General features: G+C 53.2%; 15 protein-coding genes. 6 read left to right on the top strand and 9 right to left on the bottom strand.

Annotation, left to right across the window (positions count from 1 at the left end; all coding sequences use genetic code 11):
- Positions 1–37: 37 nt before the first annotated feature.
- Positions 38–2,260, top strand: a complete 2,223-nt coding sequence (locus Kalk_RS07285) for a primosomal protein N' (protein ID WP_101893561.1) — start codon at positions 38–40, stop codon at positions 2,258–2,260.
- A gap of 43 nt (positions 2,261–2,303) precedes the next feature.
- On the opposite strand, the gene Kalk_RS07290 is transcribed toward Kalk_RS07285, so the two are convergent.
- The 4 genes from Kalk_RS07290 to Kalk_RS07305 all read right to left on the bottom strand — a co-directional run bounded on the left by Kalk_RS07290 (position 2,304) and on the right by Kalk_RS07305 (position 7,363).
- Positions 2,304–4,094, bottom strand: coding sequence for a KAP family P-loop NTPase fold protein (locus Kalk_RS07290; protein WP_101893562.1), 1,791 nt, complete (start codon positions 4,092–4,094; stop codon positions 2,304–2,306).
- 160 nt (positions 4,095–4,254) lie between these two features.
- Entirely contained in the window at positions 4,255–4,887 is a 633-nt protein-coding gene (locus Kalk_RS07295) for an Npun_F0296 family exosortase-dependent surface protein (RefSeq protein WP_101893563.1), read from the bottom strand.
- A gap of 165 nt (positions 4,888–5,052) precedes the next feature.
- Positions 5,053–6,219, bottom strand: a complete 1,167-nt coding sequence (locus tag Kalk_RS07300; RefSeq protein WP_101893564.1) for a GGDEF domain-containing protein — start codon at positions 6,217–6,219, stop codon at positions 5,053–5,055.
- On the bottom strand, positions 6,194–7,363 hold the full coding sequence (locus tag Kalk_RS07305; RefSeq protein ID WP_101893565.1) for a GGDEF domain-containing protein: 1,170 nt from the start codon (positions 7,361–7,363) through the stop codon (positions 6,194–6,196). Before Kalk_RS07305 ends, Kalk_RS07300 begins: the two co-directional genes overlap by 26 nt.
- A gap of 264 nt (positions 7,364–7,627) precedes the next feature.
- Here Kalk_RS07305 and argS point away from each other — a divergent pair, with 264 nt between their 5' ends.
- The 5 genes from argS to Kalk_RS07330 all read left to right on the top strand — a co-directional run bounded on the left by argS (position 7,628) and on the right by Kalk_RS07330 (position 12,318).
- Positions 7,628–9,388, top strand: coding sequence for an arginine--tRNA ligase (gene argS / locus Kalk_RS07310; RefSeq protein WP_101893566.1), 1,761 nt, complete (start codon positions 7,628–7,630; stop codon positions 9,386–9,388).
- Positions 9,389–9,425: 37 nt separating this feature from the next.
- Complete coding sequence (locus tag Kalk_RS07315; RefSeq protein WP_158643361.1) at positions 9,426–9,935, top strand: SPOR domain-containing protein; 510 nt, start codon at positions 9,426–9,428, stop codon at positions 9,933–9,935.
- Positions 9,936–10,034: 99 nt separating this feature from the next.
- Positions 10,035–10,577 (top strand): ATP-dependent protease subunit HslV, encoded by a 543-nt coding sequence (hslV, locus tag Kalk_RS07320; protein ID WP_101893568.1) that lies wholly within the window; start codon positions 10,035–10,037, stop codon positions 10,575–10,577.
- Positions 10,577–11,920, top strand: coding sequence for an HslU--HslV peptidase ATPase subunit (gene hslU, locus Kalk_RS07325; protein ID WP_199768027.1), 1,344 nt, complete (start codon positions 10,577–10,579; stop codon positions 11,918–11,920). The genes hslV and hslU overlap by 1 nt, the downstream gene beginning before the upstream one ends.
- Positions 11,921–11,946: 26 nt before the next feature.
- Positions 11,947–12,318, top strand: a complete 372-nt coding sequence (locus tag Kalk_RS07330) for a gamma-butyrobetaine hydroxylase-like domain-containing protein (protein WP_101893569.1) — start codon at positions 11,947–11,949, stop codon at positions 12,316–12,318.
- Here Kalk_RS07330 and Kalk_RS07335 read toward each other — a convergent pair.
- The 5 genes from Kalk_RS07335 to Kalk_RS07355 are packed head-to-tail and all read right to left on the bottom strand — an operon-like array spanning position 12,315 to position 17,949.
- A complete protein-coding gene (locus Kalk_RS07335) occupies positions 12,315–13,337 on the bottom strand; it encodes an NAD-dependent epimerase/dehydratase family protein (RefSeq protein ID WP_101893570.1) in 1,023 nt (340 codons plus the stop codon). The genes Kalk_RS07330 and Kalk_RS07335 overlap by 4 nt on opposite strands.
- Before the next feature lie 26 nt (positions 13,338–13,363).
- Positions 13,364–14,041: a sterol desaturase family protein gene (locus Kalk_RS07340; RefSeq protein WP_101893571.1), complete on the bottom strand. Its 678-nt coding sequence runs from the start codon at positions 14,039–14,041 to the stop codon at positions 13,364–13,366.
- A complete protein-coding gene (locus Kalk_RS07345) occupies positions 14,041–15,684 on the bottom strand; it encodes an aldehyde dehydrogenase family protein (protein WP_158643362.1) in 1,644 nt (547 codons plus the stop codon). The genes Kalk_RS07340 and Kalk_RS07345 overlap by 1 nt, the downstream gene beginning before the upstream one ends.
- A 2-nt stretch (positions 15,685–15,686) precedes the next feature.
- The gene (locus Kalk_RS07350) at positions 15,687–17,336 is read right to left on the bottom strand and encodes a GMC family oxidoreductase (protein WP_101893573.1); all 1,650 of its coding nucleotides are present in this window, start codon (positions 17,334–17,336) and stop codon (positions 15,687–15,689) included.
- A 7-nt stretch (positions 17,337–17,343) separates the two neighbouring features.
- Entirely contained in the window at positions 17,344–17,949 is a 606-nt protein-coding gene (locus Kalk_RS07355; protein WP_158643363.1) for a TetR/AcrR family transcriptional regulator, read from the bottom strand.
- Between the last annotated feature and the right edge of the window lie 108 nt (positions 17,950–18,057).

Here is an 18,057-nt window from a genome sequence, read left to right on the forward strand (position 1 = left end):
CGCCCACCAATAACCACTTGGAATCATTAGCATTTTTATGGCCAAGCCCGGATCTCATACCATCATTCAAGTGGCTTTGCCTGTGCCTTTGCGGCGCACTTTTGATTACTTGCCCAAAGCAGACACCCCGGTCAACCTGCTGCAGCCGGGTACGCGGGTAAAAGTACCCTTCGGCAAGCGCCAGATAATCGGCATCATTCACGGCATTATCCCGCACTCCAACTTTGGTGACGATAACCTCAAAACCATCACAGGCCTGCTGGATGAGGAGGCGGCCATCGGGCCAGAGCTGGTGAAGCTGTGCCAGTGGGCTGCCCAGTATTACCACCATCCACTGGGTGATGTTTATGCTCATGCGCTGCCCACCCTGCTGCGCAGCAAGGATGATTCCTGGGAAGAAGTGTCCGTACGCTGGCAGTTGACGCAGAAAGGGCGTCTGATCGGGCTGGACCAGCTGGGCCGGGCCAAGCGCCAGATCCACGCATTGAAGATATTGAGGGAACACCCGGAAGGCCTGCATCAGCCCATGCTGAAGGGCTTTGAAGTGGAAGCGCCCATTCTGCGCACCCTGCTGGACAAAGGGCTAGTGGATCAGCATCAGGATCGCCCGCCACGACAACACTGGCGCCAGGACAGGATACTGGCGGAAAGCCCGCTCACGCTGAATGAAGAGCAAAAGCATGCCCTGCAACCCATCATTGATAGCACCGGGTTTCGTCCATTTCTGCTGGAGGGTGTTACCGGCAGCGGCAAAACCGAGGTCTATCTGCAGGCCATCACCCATTATCTGAAGCAAGGCAAGCAGGCTCTGGTACTGGTGCCTGAAATCGGCCTCACCCCTCAGACCCTGCATCGGTTTGAAGCCCGTTTCGGGGTACCGGTGGTGAGCTTCCATTCCAATCTCACCGATCGGGAGCGCATGATCAGTTGGCGCAAGGCCCGCAATGGTGAAGCCGCCATTGTGCTGGGCACCCGCTCAGCCCTGTTCAGCCCGATGGAAAACCTGGGCATCATTGTGGTGGATGAGGAACACGATCTTTCGTACAAACAGCAGGAAGGTTTCCGCTACAACGCCCGCGACCTGGCCATTATTCGCGCCAACCAACAGAACATTCCTGTGGTGCTGGGCAGTGCCACCCCCACGCTGGAGAGCCTGCAGAATGCACGCAGCGGTCGCTACGAGCACCTGGTGCTAAGCCAGCGCGCGGGCAACGCACGACCACCGCAGTTTCGGGTGCTGGATATCCGACAGAAAGCGCTTACCCACGGCATGGCGCCCGAGCTGCTGAAGGAAATGGAAGAACGCTTAAAGGCGCGCCAGCAAGTGCTGGTATTCATCAATCGCAGGGGTTATGCACCGGTTTTGATGTGCCATGATTGTGGCTGGTTCAAAGAGTGCCCCCATTGCGATCATCGCATGACCTGCCACGCCAACCCGGCCCATCTCCATTGCCATCACTGCAATCATCAGTTGGCCATACCACGCTTTTGCGGGAACTGTAAAAGTACGGATCTGCGCCCCATTGGCATGGGAACCGAACGGCTGGAAGACAATCTCAGCGCCCTGTTTCCTAAATTTCCGGTGATACGCATCGATCGCGACACCACTCAACGCAAGCAAGCCATGAGCAAACACCTGGAGCGCATCAACACCGGGGAGCCCTGTATTTTGGTGGGCACTCAGATGCTGGCCAAAGGGCATCATTTTCCCAAAGTAACCCTGGTGGCCGTGTGCGACATTGACGCCGGTTTGTTCGCGGCGGATTTTCGTGCCACAGAGCACACGGCGCAGTTGCTGATGCAGGTATCCGGCCGGGCCGGGCGCGGTGACGATCGCGGCCTGGTGTTTCTGCAAACCCATCAACCGGGGCACCCTTTGTTGCAGACATTGCTCAGCGATGGTTACGGTGAATTCGCCACCGAACTCACCAACGAGCGCCGCCTGATGGGCATGCCTCCGTTTGGTTATCTGGCATTACTGCGGGCAGAGAGCGCAGACCCCCGACAAGCCTCTCAGTTTCTAAACCAGATCGAACGCTGGATGCAACCGGCAGCGCAGTCATTGAATGCCGAGGTGTGGGGCCCTGCCCCGGCGCTGATGCCGAAAAAAGCACGCCGGTTTCGCTTTCAGTTAATGCTGCGCAGTGAACAGCGCCCAGCGCTGCAGCAGCTGTTAAAACAAACTGTAAAAAAAATCGAACAAGAGGCAGGGCACCGCCTGAAATGGAGCGTGGACGTAGACCCGGTAACGCTGGATTGATTCAGCAACTGCACTGACAGAAAGCGGTCGGGCTTGAACCCATCTAAGCGCTAACGTCCTCCTGCACAATGGCAGGCAGAACAAAGGGCTCGACCGCCTGCACAAACGAAGTCTCTCCGCCATCCAGCTTGCCTTTCACCACCTGCAACACATCGTCATTGATCTTGCCGGTTGGATCCACAAACGCCAGCGCCGCATCGCCTTCCTCGGAGAAAGCCAGCTCACTGGGCCGCTGCAACAGCTGCAACAAACGCCCGCGCAAACCTGAATCTTCAAGGCTGTTGATGTACTCCAGAGCAAACAACGTAATCAGCATGGGCGAGGCCAAATCCGACGTAAAAGCATCCAGCATCGACGACTTACCACCACTGAACTGCCCATCCTCACCGTAATAATGCCGCAACAGGTTGTAACTGTTATGCAGACGTTTCAACTGGCGGGGATTAGTGAACCCAAAGTGCCCCACCCACTTTTTAAAGATACGCTTCTGGTGATCACTGAGCCCGGGTTTGGTTAGGTCATCCGCGCCGCTACTGATGTCACTACTTCGCTTATCCAGCCCGGAACCGGCAGACTCGATCACACTTTTGTCACCGGATGTTTCCTGCCAGATCGCATCCAGATAGCCGCTGATGGATTGCGGGTCAGCCGGGGTCAGGGTGATCGGCGTATGAATCACCTTGGCCAGATAATCCCTGGCGATGGCCTGAGGGTTACTGAGCTGATGGTGTTGCGCCAGATCCTGATAATGCAGCGCCAATGCCGCCAACGCGATACGCTGATCCACCGCAATAATCACGGTAACCTGGGGAATATCCAATACCAGCCGCACTGCCTCAAACACTTTAACAATGCCTTCCTGACCGCAACGATCCAGATCATCCACCAGAAACAGCAAACGCTGCTTACGACCGAACACACCAAGGCCAAATGGCGGGTTCAATCGCACCTTGCACAGCGCTCTAATCTGCTTACGCATAACAGGAATGGAGCCCAGGTGCTCGCCATAGTCGGGCAACTTCATATACGTCATCCACTCCTTCGCCAAGGGCATGGCCAGCAGGGATTTGACCTGTCGGAATAACATGACCAAAACCACCGCCGCGCCACCGCCCATAAACATCTGCGCCCCCACACCAGCCTCAAGGGCCCGCCGAGTCATGCTTTCCATGTCGGCCCAGGTAAGATTCAAATAAGCCACAAGCAACAGGCCGATGAGCCCCACCAGCTTGGTGCCATGTAACGCAAACGCAAAACGAAACAGCGTGGGTAAGCGCACGCCCAAACCCCACAGCGGTGGTGCCAACCACGCTTTGACCCGCCCCAACACACGCCCCCACCGGCCAGCCTCCAGCTGTGTCGGCGGAGCCTGATAGCTGGACAACGCCTTCAGCATCTCCTGGGCGATACCGGCCTGCAAGTTGTTGGTGTGCTCATACTCCCAGGCATTAAAGGTTCCGAACAGAAACGGTTGCTGCTTCGCGCGGGACTGCAGCGCCTTTTTTAACAAATGCACGGTGGTGGATTTGCCCACCCCCCAATCGCCAAGCAGGCCGATGGTTTGATGATGATCATTCTCCCCCGCCAGCACTGTAGCCAACGCCTCAACCAGCCGGGTACGGTTCAAACGATCCTGATCGCTGACCTGTTCGGCACTTTGTCGCCGGGAAGGCATGAAACGCGGATCAGAATTCGTCCTTGATGACTTTGTAAAAGTTTCCGACTCAAGGGGCGCTGAACCCTCAAACGGGGGTGGCTGACTGCCAGACTTGCGTTCTGGTTCCCGCTGGGAGGCAGTCTTGAATTCACGGGGATCTTCCGGCTTGCTACTCACATTCTGTGTCCTGTGTGGTGAAACCTGACGCTTAGACAGCACGTCTTATTAAACCCTAACCCACTTATGTCAGCTTGCCCACTGCAATTTTTGGCAAAAAAAAGCCCGCTGGCCAGAAGCTCAGCGGGCGGCTTAACGCTTGAAGGTAAAGCTAAATCGGTTAACCGTGCATCAGATGACGACGGGTGAACACCAACCCCACCAGCCCAACGGCCAACAGCACAAAGACCGGCGGCTCAGGAACACGGGCGTAGGCATGGTTGTCGGATTCAAAGGCAAAGTTAGTGCTGGTGAGCGCTACCGTATCGAACAGATCACCACCGGTGAACATAAAATTAATGTACCGATTGGAAGACCACGAACCCTGGTTGCCATCCGCCAACAGCGGGCCCAGATCCGAACCGGAGAAACCACCCACCAGGCTGCCGCCAAGATAAAATGCAATGCTGTTATAACTATCAATAGACCCCCAATAGAGTCCGTAATAATTATAATCACCATTTAAACCAATGGTGTACGTGCCGCTGCTGGTAGGATTAGGCACACTCAGGTACGCACTGGATGTGCCAAAAGGCTGCGCGTAAAGACCAGACGCACTGCCAATCACTATCTGGCCTGCACCGGAACAGCTGACACCTGCGTTACACGCGCCAGAGTTGAAATCCATAGTAGTAGCACCCGCCACCGCCGAGGTGTATACACCAGCGCCGGATACCGAATAATCAATGGCGGAAGAAGCAGAAAAAGATACAACCAAAAAGGCAAAACCAATAACTGATCGAAGAGAAGACATAACAGTAGCCTCAAAAATGCGGAGCACAAAACGTGACCCAGTTCACACTATTGCAAATATGCATGAACGGGGCCAAAGGCTCTTTTGAGGCGTAAAACAAGGCCTTAGCGAATGTATACCCCAACGGCTAACGCTTAACTGTAAATTAGTTCGACAGAATCCTGCCTACACGCATTCCAGACTGCCGTGACGGTGCACAAGAGACGCAACCACCCGATCACGTCCCGCCTTCTTGGCGCGATACAGGTTGTCATCCGCTGCTTTTACGGCGCTTTCGCCATCACCATCGTTCACCTGCACAGCGCCGATGCTGATGGTCACCTGAAAGCTGTTCTCGCCCTCGCCGAATATATGATGGCTCATATACCGTCTTATCTTCTCGGCAATGGCTTCCGCTTGCGCCAGGCGAGTATTGGGTAACAACACCACAAACTCTTCACCACCAAACCGGGCCACCACATCCCCCGCCGAACGGGTGCTTTGCTTGAGTATACGCCCTACAGCCCGCAGCACTTCATCCCCCGCTGGATGGCCCCAGGTGTCGTTTACCCGCTTGAAATTATCCACGTCGCACATCAGCACACAAAGGGGTTGCTGCTTGCGCTCGTGACGGCTGCTTTCCATATCCAGCATGGCCATAAAATGGCTGCGATTGGAGATACCAGTAAGGGAATCCGTCACCACCATCTGCTCCAGCTCTTTCTTCTCCCGCTGCATGAAATACCCAAGCACAAAGAAAATCACCAGCATGGGGAAGGCAATCATTGAATAAATCATCCGCAACCAGAACGCCCACCAGGCGTCCAGTGCCTCGCCGACAAAAATCGGTGATTGCAGCATCGGGGCATAAGGCACGGTATTGGTCCAAAAACCAATTTCACTGCACACAAACAGCAACCCCATCACCACCGATATGGGCTTGTACACATCCGGTTTAAACAGCGCGCGCACCAACAGCACCATCCCTAAAGACAGCAGCATCAATGGCGAATCTTTATAACCATACCCCAACCCCAGTGCCGTGACCGCAAAGAACATCACCGTCACGGTAACCAAACAAAGCCAGGGGTAATCTTCATTGGATGTGCGCCGCGACCAGCTGAACACAGCCACCCCGCTGAGCACAAAAGAGCTCAACAGCACGATGGTTTGAGTAAACGGCACCACTTCCCAGTTGTAGATGCCCTTATACTCATCATCGGCCATGGCCAAAAAAGGCATCAACAAAAATATGAAGTACAAAGGCAAAGGCAGCGCCGACGCAATCAGGCAGGCGGTAATGTCCCGTTGTTGACGGAACCAGGATTCAAGCCGTAGAAGCCAAGCGTTCACGGAACAGCACCTCCTCTTCAACAGTGGCAATGGTCATATCCCGCCCCTGCGCCTTGGCCTTATAGAGATTGGCATCAGCATAGTGCAACAGGTTTTCCGGCAACAGATCGTGGCTCTCCACCACCCCCATACTGAGGGTTACCGTGAAGCTCTTGCCAGAACAGAAAAAGGGCAGCGTCTGCAAACTCTTCTCGACTCGACGACAGACTTTCAAAGCACCATCCAGATCCGTTTCCGGCATCAGAATGGCAAATTCCTCCCCACCAACCCGCGCGGGTAAATCAGCCGGTACACGCATATGACGGGACAGCACATCCGCAAGCCCCCGCAACACAGCATCCCCCATCAGGTGACCGTAGGTGTCATTAATACGCTTGAAATGATCCGCATCAATCATCACCAGACACAGAGGCTGGTGGGTGCGTCTCTGCCGCTCGCACTCCTCCTCCAAACGCTGCATAAAGTAGCGACGATTAGAGAGACCTGTCAGGGTGTCCAGACGAGACAACGTAGAAAGATTCGAGCGATGATAGTCGTACTGGTCAAACAGAACCCAGGCGATCAAGCCATAGGCCACCACACTGGTATACAGCACACCAGTACGCAGCATCTCTGCCATAAAATGATGTTCACCACCGGCGAATGCGGAGGGTCTGTAGGCCGGTGCATAATCCAGCAAGCCAGCATAAATGGCCAGATCATTCGCCCAATAGAAGGTGAGCCCCACAATCATAGCGATGCCGACCGAGCGCAAATCAAAAATCAGAATACCGATGGGCACAATGCCGACTATCACCATGCTGGTCGGGTAAGTGAGGTTGCCCCAGATAAACGCCTCATAGGCGAATGCAATCCCAATAATGGTAACCAGGAACGTATACGTTCTGGGCCGAGCCTGCGGACTAAGACGCTGCCGCCATAACAAGGCAACCATGGCCCATTGCATCAACAGAATGGAGCCCAGAACCACATTTCCCAGGATCACATATTTAGGCACCATCATTGCGCGCCACTCGGGCACGAACAGGCCCGCACTCTGAGACACCATAAACGCAATCAGAAACGGCGTGTCCAGGCATACCACCAGAATACAGCGCTGGGCTGGCGTAGCGTGAATCAAAAAATGGCGAATGGTCTGCAGCATGAGGTGCCCGCTAGTTATATTTATTGTGGACTAAGTCTCATTTTGCATACTGTTCAGTCACTAGCCATAGTTGGCAACCTCATAAAACGAATCGTTACGCTGCGCTACTTTTGACTACATACTGTAATTAACTTAATGAGTTAGAATATAAATCAACCTGCCATCCAGACCGCCTTCGTCTGGCTTTAACCGCCGCAAAGCGCCATAATACGCGGCTATTTTCCTGTACACCCGACTCGATCACAGAAGCGAAACACATCCCCCATGAAAGAAGCTCTACAAGCCCTGTTGGAAACCACCTTTGACACCCTGATCGCCCAAGGCGTGATCCCGGCTGATGCGCCACGCCGGATTCAGGTGGACCGCACCAAGGACAAGAGCCATGGCGACTTCGCCACCAACTTAGCCATGACCCTGGCCAAAGCCGCGGGTAAAAAACCCCGCGAACTGGCACAGCTGATCGTCGACCACCTGCCCGAAAACGATGCCATTACTCAAGTGGACATCGCCGGGCCTGGCTTCATTAACTTCTTCATGAACGACAGCGCCCGTTTTGCTGTGGTTGAGCAAGCGCTTACCAACACCCAAGCCTTCTGCAGCCCCGATGTGGGCAAAGGTGAAAAGGTCCTACTGGAATACGTATCCGCCAACCCCACCGGCCCCATGCACGTTGGACATGGCCGTGGCGCTGCCTATGGCTCCGCGCTGGGCAACCTGCTGAAAGCCACCGGCTACGCCGTGCATCGCGAATACTACATTAACGACGCTGGCCGTCAGGCCGACGTGCTGGCCGTGTCTGTTTACCTGCGTTATCTGGAAGCCTGCGGCGAAACCGTCGCCATCCCCTCACGCGCCTACCCCGGCGCCTACGTGCAGGAATGCGGTACCGCCCTCTTCAACGCCGTCGGTAAACAATACTTCCACCCCTATGCCACAGTGATTGCAGGCCTGCCGCAAGATCCCGAAGGCGAAGGGGACGAGATCAAAACCGCGAAAGAAAAACATCTGGATGCCCTGATTGAAAAGGTACGCAACCTGCTGGGGGAGGGTTATCGCTCGGTGCAAGACTTCGGCCTGAACACTCAGTTGGACTCAATTCGCGCCACCCTCAAGTCCTTCAATGTCGAATTCGACCAATGGTTCTCCGAACGCTCCCTGGAGCAAAGCGGAGCCATCGAAAAAGCCATAGATCGCCTGCGGGAGCGGGGCCATGTCTACGAACAAGGCGGAGCCATCTGGCTACGCACCTCAGAGCTGGGGGATGAAAAGGATCGCGTATTAATCCGTGACAACGGCCTGCATACCTACTTTGCGGCCGATGTGGCCTACCACCTGGACAAGCTGGACCGTGGCTTTGAAAACCTGATCGACGTGTGGGGCGCAGACCACCATGGCTACATCGCCAGGGTACGGGCCGCCATCGAAGCCCTCACCGGCAAGGGTGACCTGTTCCACGTCGCCCTGATCCAATTCGTCACCCTCTCTTCCGGCCGCATGGGCAAACGCTCCGGTAACTTTGTGACCCTGTCACAACTGATCGAAGAGGCCGGTAACGACGCCACCCGTTTCTTCTACCTGACACGCTCACCGGAACAACATCTCGAATTCGACATCGACCTGGCCCGCTCCCAGACCTCAGACAACCCCGTGTTCTATCTGCAATACGCTCACGCCCGAGTCTGCAGCATGATGCGTGAGCTGCAAGAGCGTAAGCTGAGCTACGATGAAAGCGCTGGCCTGGCCGCACTGCCGCAACTGCCCGAGCCCAATATTGAAGACCTGGCCAAACGCCTAGCAGCCTGGCCGGAAGCGCTGGCTAACGCAGCCCGCAACAAGGCCCCGCACCAACTTACCTACTCACTGCGGGATCTGGCTCAGGATTTCCACACCTGGTACAACAGCAACAAAGTGCTGGTGGAAGATGACAACTTACGCAACGGCCGCATGGCTATGGCCATCGCCGTAAAAAACGTCATTGCCAACGGCCTTGAACTGCTGGGTGTAAGCGCACCGGAGAAGATGTAAATCATAATGCTCATCATGGTGCTAAAGGGGAACTGCCGTGGCTAAATCCGACTCCACTATGCCCGCCTGGGTCTGGCTCTTTACCGGTGTGGTGACAGGCCTGTTTCTGGCTTTTCTGTACTATCTGGCCGGTATCAAACCCACAGACAAACAGATGCAGGAGATCGAATTCACCGCCCCAGCCCTGCCCGGCAATGGCAAAAGCAGCCCGAAATTCGACTTCTACACCCTGCTACCCGACCGCGAAGTAGTGGCACCAGCAGGTGACGAGCCCCCAAGCACCGGTCAAAGCCCCACCCCTAGCGCTCAAGAAAAATACATCATCCAGACCGGGTCATTTCGCTCCGCCCAAGAGGCCGACCACCGTCGCGCCGAACTGATCCTGATGGGCCTTGACGTCAAGATCCAGAAAGTGGAACTGAACCCCGGGGAGGCCTGGCACCGAGTGCAAATCGGCCCATTTGACTCCTCAAGCTCCCTGGAACAAGCCAAAACCACCTTGGCAGAAAATAAAATCGAGCACATTGTGTTGCGCTTGAAAAAATAGCGGTTGCCCCCATCTAGGTTTTTTTGCGGCAGAATCAGTTCCAATCTTGCTTCCTCGAAGCCTGCCTAAATCCGCAAGAACAGACAAAAAGGAACCACCGTGGAACAATATCGAGGCACCACCATTCTCTCCGCTCGCCGCAACGGCAAAGTCGTCATTGGCGGCGATGGCCAAGTGAGCATGGGCAACACCGTAATGAAGGGCAACGCCCGTAAAGTTCGCCGCCTGTATAACGATAAGGTTCTGGCCGGGTTCGCCGGTGGCACCGCCGATGCGTTCACCCTGTTCGAGCGCTTCGAAGCCAAACTGGAAAAGCACCAAGGCAACCTCACTCGCGCAGCCGTTGAACTCGCCAAAGACTGGCGTACCGATCGTGCTCTGCGCCGCCTGGAGGCTCTGTTGGCGGTAGCAGACAAAGACGCATCCCTGATCATCACCGGCAACGGCGACGTGATTCAGCCCGAAGATGATCTGATCGCCATCGGCTCTGGTGGCCCCTTTGCCCAGTCCGCCGCCCGCGCCCTGCTGGACAACACCGAACTGGGCGCGCGTGAGATCGTAGAAAAAGGCCTGCGCATCGCCGCCGACATCTGCATCTACACCAACCAAAACCTAACTATTGAAGAATTGGATTGCGCCTAATGTCCAACATGACTCCCCGTGAAATCGTTGACGAACTAAACAAACACATCATCGGTCAGCAGGATGCCAAACGTGCAGTGGCCGTGGCACTGCGCAATCGCTGGCGCCGCATGCAGCTATCCGCCAATCTGCGCAGCGAAATCTCCCCCAAAAACATACTAATGATTGGCCCTACCGGTGTGGGTAAAACAGAGATCGCACGTCGCCTGGCAAAGCTCGCCAAGGCCCCCTTTATCAAGGTAGAAGCCACCAAGTTCACCGAAGTGGGCTATGTGGGTCGTGATGTGGAATCCATCATCCGCGATTTGGTAGACAGCGCCATCAAGTTGATGCGCGAAGAGCAAATGATCCAGAACCGCAGCAAATCAGAAGACGCGGCCGAAGATCGGATTCTGGACGCCCTCATCCCTCCTGCCCGCGACCAGTGGGGCAACAATGTTGAGAAAGATGACGAGTCCTCCACCCGACAGATGTTCCGCAAAAAACTAAGGGAAGGCCAACTGGACGAAAAAGAAATCGAAATTGAAGTGGCCGCCGCCTCGGTCGGGGTAGAAATAATGGCGCCTCCCGGCATGGAAGAAATGACCAGCCAACTGCAAAGCATGTTCTCCAACATGAACACCGGAAAAAAGAAAAAACGCCGCCTAAAAGTAGGTGAAGCCTATAAATTGGTACGGGATGAAGAAGCCGCCAAACTGGTGAACGAAGAAGAACTGAAAGCCAAAGCCGTAGACGCCGTGGAACAGAACGGCATTGTATTTCTGGATGAAATCGACAAAGTGGCGAAGCGCTCAGAAACGTCCGGCACCGACGTATCCCGCGAAGGCGTACAGCGCGACCTGCTACCATTGATCGAAGGCTGCACCGTCAGCACCAAATATGGCATGGTGAAAACCGACCATATCCTGTTTATCGCGTCCGGTGCCTTTCATCTGGCAAAACCGTCGGATCTGGTGCCCGAGCTGCAGGGCCGCTTGCCGATACGGGTGGAACTGCAAGCTCTGTCGGCGGACGATTTCGAGCGCATTCTAACCGAGCCCGATGCCTCCCTAACTGAGCAGTACCGCGCCCTAATCGAAACCGAAGGCTTAAAGCTGGAGTTTCAGCCCGACGCCATTCGACGCCTTGCGGAAGTGGCCTGGCAGGTAAACGAGCGCACGGAAAACATTGGTGCTCGTCGCCTGCATACCGTCATGGAGCGGCTTCTGGAAGAAATCTCATTCGATGCGGCGGATTTATCGCTAAAAACCGATCAGAACCCTTTCGTCATAACCCCTCAATACGTTGAAGAACGACTGGGAACCCTGGCAGGGGACGAAGATCTAAGCCGATATATTCTCTAACCCGTATACGCACAACAGGAATCAATATGAGCACACCGACGGCAGTTAACCTACATACCGAATCCAAGGAAATGGAGCTGGTATACGGAAACGACAGCTACCGCCTAAGCTATGAGCTATTGCGGGTGTTGTCACCGTCGGCAGAGGTTCAAGGTCACGGCAAACCCATCCTGCAAACCGGCAAACGCTTTGTTGATATTCGCAACCTCGAGCAAGTCGGCAACTATGCGCTCAAAATAACCTTTGATGATGGCCATGATTCCGGGCTGTATTCCTGGGGCTATTTGCATAAGCTCTGCATGGAACAATCAGCTCTGTGGAACGATTATCTTGAGCAGTTAAAACAAGCCGGAGCCAAACGGGAACCTGATATGATTGGCAGCTGGAAACCAGCCTAAGCTGCCCGCACCGGCTTCTCTTTCAACGCGGCAACGGTTATAGCAATCCCTTCATCAAGCGACACTTTTGGTTGCCACCCAAAATCACGCTGCGCCTTGTTAATGGAAAAATAGTGATGGGTAACCATATAACGCACCGAAAAACGCGTTAAGCCATTCTCCGCATTCAGGGTGCCGCCTTTAAGTGTATCCAGCCCTTCTGCAATGGCAGCCACCGAATAAGCCAGCCAGTAGGGCACTTTGCCTTTAATCGGTGGATAACCAAGCTCCACCAGTACTTTTTCGACAAAATCAAAAAAAGGCATAGGCTCGCCGTTGGTAATAAAATACGCTTGGCCGCACACAGGGGATCTGGGGACAAGAGCATTTTCAGCCATTACAACAGCATCCACCAAGTTGGACACATAGGTAAAATCAGACAGCTTATCCCGGTTGCCAATGGCTCGTTTTAACTTTCCTTCTTGTGCTTTCTGCAAAATCGCAGGCATAAAACGATTATCACCCACACCAAACACTACATGGGGCCGAATAGCACAACACTGGGTCACACCGCTGCCACTGAATGCCAAAACGTCTTTTTCTGCCTGGATTTTGCTGTCTGCATAGGGTGCTTGGGAAATATTTGAATACGGTAAGGTCTCGTCGCCATTAATGATGTCCTCCCCCTCGTACACCGCGCTGGCAGAACTGATATACACCAAACGCGGAATGGAATGTACCCGGCAGGCCTCCATCACATGCAGGGTACCTTGATGATTAACCTCCCAAATAACGGATTCACGATTGTGCTTGGTATGCACCAACGATGCGTTATGCACAACCGTATCCATACCCTTACAGGCATCAATTACCGCTTGTTTATCGCAAACATTAACGTCCAGAAACGTCACATCATCCCGAAAAGGTTTGCCGCCAAAATCCAACACCGTTACTTTGTGGCCAGCATCGACAAATCCACTCACCAAATTGCTGCCAATAAACCCGCAACCTCCCGTCACCAAGATATTACGCTTTTCCATGGCACTCCCCTTAATTAGAAATATCGTTATGCATCAGTCCCGAACATTTGATCCCAGAAAGGAAAGATCGAGGCATAGTTCTTATTCAAATGCTTTCCGTGGTGCAAATCATGCTTGATTGCCCAAAAATTGAACAACTTGAACATAGGGTGAGGCAACACCAAGTTAGAATGCACCAAAATGTTAACGATGTGATGAATGAAAAACACCGCAAGAAACGACACTGGACTGATGGGGCCAACAATAGAAATGGCTACGCATAGCAACCCCAACCCTGCAATGTTTTCTGCCGGATGCAGAAATATACTCTCTGCCGATGTGGGAAACCGCACGTAATGATGCACACCATGAACATACTTCATCAACTTTGGATTGTGCATTCCCCGATGTAAAAAATAATACATGAAGTCATACAGCATCAGCGATGCCAACACCTCTCCAAACACCATCACAGGCGGAACACGTTCCTCTCCCACCAACGCATCCCCAAAATACACAAACACAAAAGCAAACAACGAGATCGCCAGCAAACCGTTAAGACTGATGTTAACCGCCTTGCGACCATTGCTGATACGTTGGCGGTCGGGCGTACGTATTCGATACTGAGCAAATCGCGGCGAATGCACCGCCCAGGCAAAGAAGGCCATCACCATGCCATCAACCAGTAAAATCACACCTAAAGCGATAAAGAATCCTGGCGTCATCAGTTACCCCTCCCTTCATATTCTTTAACCGCTCCATTATTTGCAACCATGCTACGTTTGCCACCGCCCAGCACCGCAAGCTTTATCAAACAAAGCAAGCTGATAGCTTTTTGTCGCCAGCTTTTGGAAAATAACAGCCGCACGGTTTCTCGCCCCTTGTCATAGTCACCCGGCCGCACCGGAAACAACTTTGGTGGCACGCCCCAGCCAAACCGATCTTTCATCACAGCTTTTGGATTCGTATACGCGCGCAACCCATCCCGTCCATTCATGCGCCCATAGCCTGAATACTTGACACCGCCAAAGGGCAGATTCTGATTCAGATAACAAAGGCCAAAATCGTTTATACAGGTAGCACCCACTTCAAGTTGTGATGCTATTCTTTCAGCCTTACCACTGTCTGCGCTCATTACTGTGGAATGCAACCCAAACTCTGTACCATTGGCCAACGCAATAGCTTCCGCCTCCCCCTTTACTTTAAAAACCAACATCACCGGCCCAAATACTTCATGTGTGGCGATCTCCATTTCCGGCGTCACATCTATTAAAATAGTTGGCGGATAAAACTGGCCCTGCTCAGTCACTTTAATAGCACCGCCCGTCAAAGCTCTGGCTCCTGCATGCAACGCACTTTTCACCAAGCGATCAATAAGCTCTATTTGCAACGGCGAGGTTATAGCGCCAACGTCTACCGAACCAGTAAGATCCGGCACCCCTTGCCGCATGGCAGCTGTATGACGGGTAACAGACTCAACAAACCGGTCAAAAACAGATTCGTAAACAATCACACGTTCCGATGCTATGCAGTTCTGCCCAAGATTGATAAAAGAGCCCCCCAGTGCAGAGTGCACCGCACGTTCAAGATCAGCATCCCCACACACAATAAACGGATCTTTTCCTCCAAGCTCCATCACAACCGGCGTCAAATGCTCTGCACTGCCCTCAATGATTCGCCTGCCATTACTGACCGAACCAATAAACAGTATTTTCTGTACGCCAGCCCGTACCAATGCCGCACCCGTGTCACCATAGCCATTGATAATCTGCACCAGATCAGGAGAAAAGCCTTCCTTTCTCAACGCCTGATCGGTTATGCGTTGGAACTGTGCACTGGACCAAGCCACCATTTCTGAAGCTTTGAGGATAACAGCGTTGCCCGCCATTAACGGTGCAACCAGAGAGCTGAGTATATTTTGCAATGGATAATTCCAGGGAATAATACAGGCCACTACACCTAAGGGCTGGTATTCAATACGACCTTGCTTGTGCATTAGAATCCCCGAACCCACTTTTTCGGGTTTCAAATATTTTTCACCGTTCTTGATGGTCCATTTGATCTTATTGCAAATAGGAAGTATCTCCCCCAGCATGGCGTTCTCATAGGTCTTACCAGAATCCATTGCTATTTGTTCACACAACTCATCGGCGTGCTCAAGAACATAATCCATAATGTGCTGCAACACCGCCCGGCGCTGTGCAAAGCTACTCTGGGCCCATTGCTTCTGGGCTGCTCTAGCACGCTGTACGCATACGGTCACAGCCTCAGGGGAAGTCGCCGCAACATCCCCCAGGTGCGCTTCAGTTGCCGGGTTAAAGCAAGAAATCATCTTTGCTTCTGAACGGATCTGGGCTTCTGCAGTCATATTCATCCTTCAGCAGGCTCACGCGTGCTGGCCTCTTTAGTATTATTGTGCTGTGTACTGGCTTTTAGATTTTGTAAAATAAATTCTGCCGCACGCCAACCAACCATCATGCTTGGCGCATTGATAGCAGAAACCGGAATACTGGGAATCACGGAAGCATCTGCAATACGTAATCCAGCCACTCCCTTCAGCTGTAATTGAGTGTCCACCGGGCAGCCAGCCTCATCACCCATCGAACAACTGCCACAATAGTGAAATGTGGTCATGGTGGCTTTCTTTATCCAACGGGCAACCTGTTCTGGCCTGTCAGTATTGGCGGCCCGCACCAGCCCTTTATTGCCCCAATCCGCCATATCAGCCTGGCGCGAGATGGCCTTGGCAGCCTCAACCCCCGCCCGCAGGGTTTCCAGATCTTCGGGATCCTGATAGTAGGCCAAATCAATATGTGCCGATTCGTGAGGGTTGGTGGACGCCAAGGTAACCGTTCCTCGTGAGCGAGGCTTTCCCAGAATCACGACTATGCCGTAGATCATCGACACATAGTGTTGCAAGGGAGGCAACAGAAACGCCCACTCAATTGCTTTGCGTATAACGCCGCGTAGCCAGCGCTGCTGATAAAGTCTCCCTGGCAGCAACATCAATGGCAGCATACGTTTCATGGAGTGCTTTAATGCCGAAGGAGCCGAAAACAATACAAAGCATGTATCCGACTGTTCAGACGGTAAATGTGCAGACGTGCCAACGCGGTGGAATCCGTAGAGTTGAGGATAACTAAAATCTATCGGATGCCGGGCTCGATAAAACATGCATACATTCGGGTGATCCTGAAGGTTCAACCCCACACCTTCTGATACATGCACAGGGGGGATGCCATAACGTTGCATCTGCCAACGGGGGCCAACCCCAGACAGCATCAGCAATTTTGGTGTTTCCAATGCACCGGCACACAGAATGACTTCTCTTCTGGCATAGGCAATGGTTGTTGCGGCCGACTGCTCATATTGCACGGCAACCGCTCGCTTATGTTCAAACAAGATGCGCTGGCAGCGGGTACTGGTTTTTGTGGTCAGAGCATCAATTGGATTGGCATGCAGATAACCTGTGTATGAGCTGCGGCGAAATTCGCCTTCGAAGTTCATATCGTTATAGCCGATCACTCCGTAGAGATCACCGTCATTCATTCCGTCCTTGCGGGAGAACCCTGTCGCTTCTGCAGCACGGATAAACAGATCGGTAAACTTGCTGCCACTGCGACTCCTTGGCCGCAACCGCTGCTCAAGCGCTTCGAATGCCGGAACCACATCACTCCACTGCCATCCTTGCGGCCACTGCGCGTAATCCTGTTTGTCCCCGCGGGTATACACCATTCCATTCACTGCACCGCTGCCACCCATGCCCGTACCCGATCCTGCATACAACCGCCGATCAGCACAGTTCTTTTGCGGTGCAGACATCCTGTCCCACATGACATTATCGTTAGCAAACGCATCCTTGAATCCATCTGCTGACATGGTCTCAGGATTGATGCCCGCTGCATCACCAGCCTCCAATAGCAACACAGTGCCAGCGCCTTCTTCGGCCAATCGTGCAGCAACGATGCAGCCGGCAGATCCCGCTCCTACTACAATGTAATCGTATTCTTCCCTGGCCATCTTCTGTTTACACCGATTTAGCGACAATCGCCGCTGCTGGATCCATGCCCAATGCAGGCAACAAGCGGCGACACAGGAACGCTCGCATCTCGCGGTCGCTGCGTTTCTTTTCGCTTTTAACCGTCAATAGCGAGAGTAAAAAACGGGTCGCGACTTCGATAATTTCATCCAGTTCATCGTCATCCACATCCATACCGCCGAATATCAATTTAAAAACCGAGCGACGAATCTGCTTACCTTCTTTAGTGCTCAGCGCATGCTCATTCATAATGCTGGCCAAGCCCGCATCAGACATTAGCTCCAGGTAGGGTTCACTGGGCAGCGTTTTAAGTGAGAACATCACCGCCTCAATGGTGCGACGCTCCACCGATTCATAACCTTCGATATGAGCGAGTAACTTTTTAGCGAAACCATAAGCCGACTGCAGCAAGGCAAACTGCACCACCTCATCACGATTGCTGAAGTAGCTGTACACCGTGGGGCGAGTGACTCCCGCTTCTTTGGCAATGTCATTCAATGTCACTTTTTCGATACCCCAGCGCTTCACACAATTCACTGCGGCCTCAACTATTCTGGCTTGAGTATCCGGATTGGCGGACTTCGCTGCTTTCATGCTCTTTCCTACTGGCTCATAAATACAAATTAATTTGCAATGACAATGCATTTTACATACTTTACACCTATACACAATATGTAAAGTCGTTTAGCATCAAAAATATCA

Origin of the sequence: Ketobacter alkanivorans (assembly GCF_002863865.1) — a bacterium.
GTDB lineage: Bacteria > Pseudomonadota > Gammaproteobacteria > Pseudomonadales > Ketobacteraceae > Ketobacter > Ketobacter alkanivorans.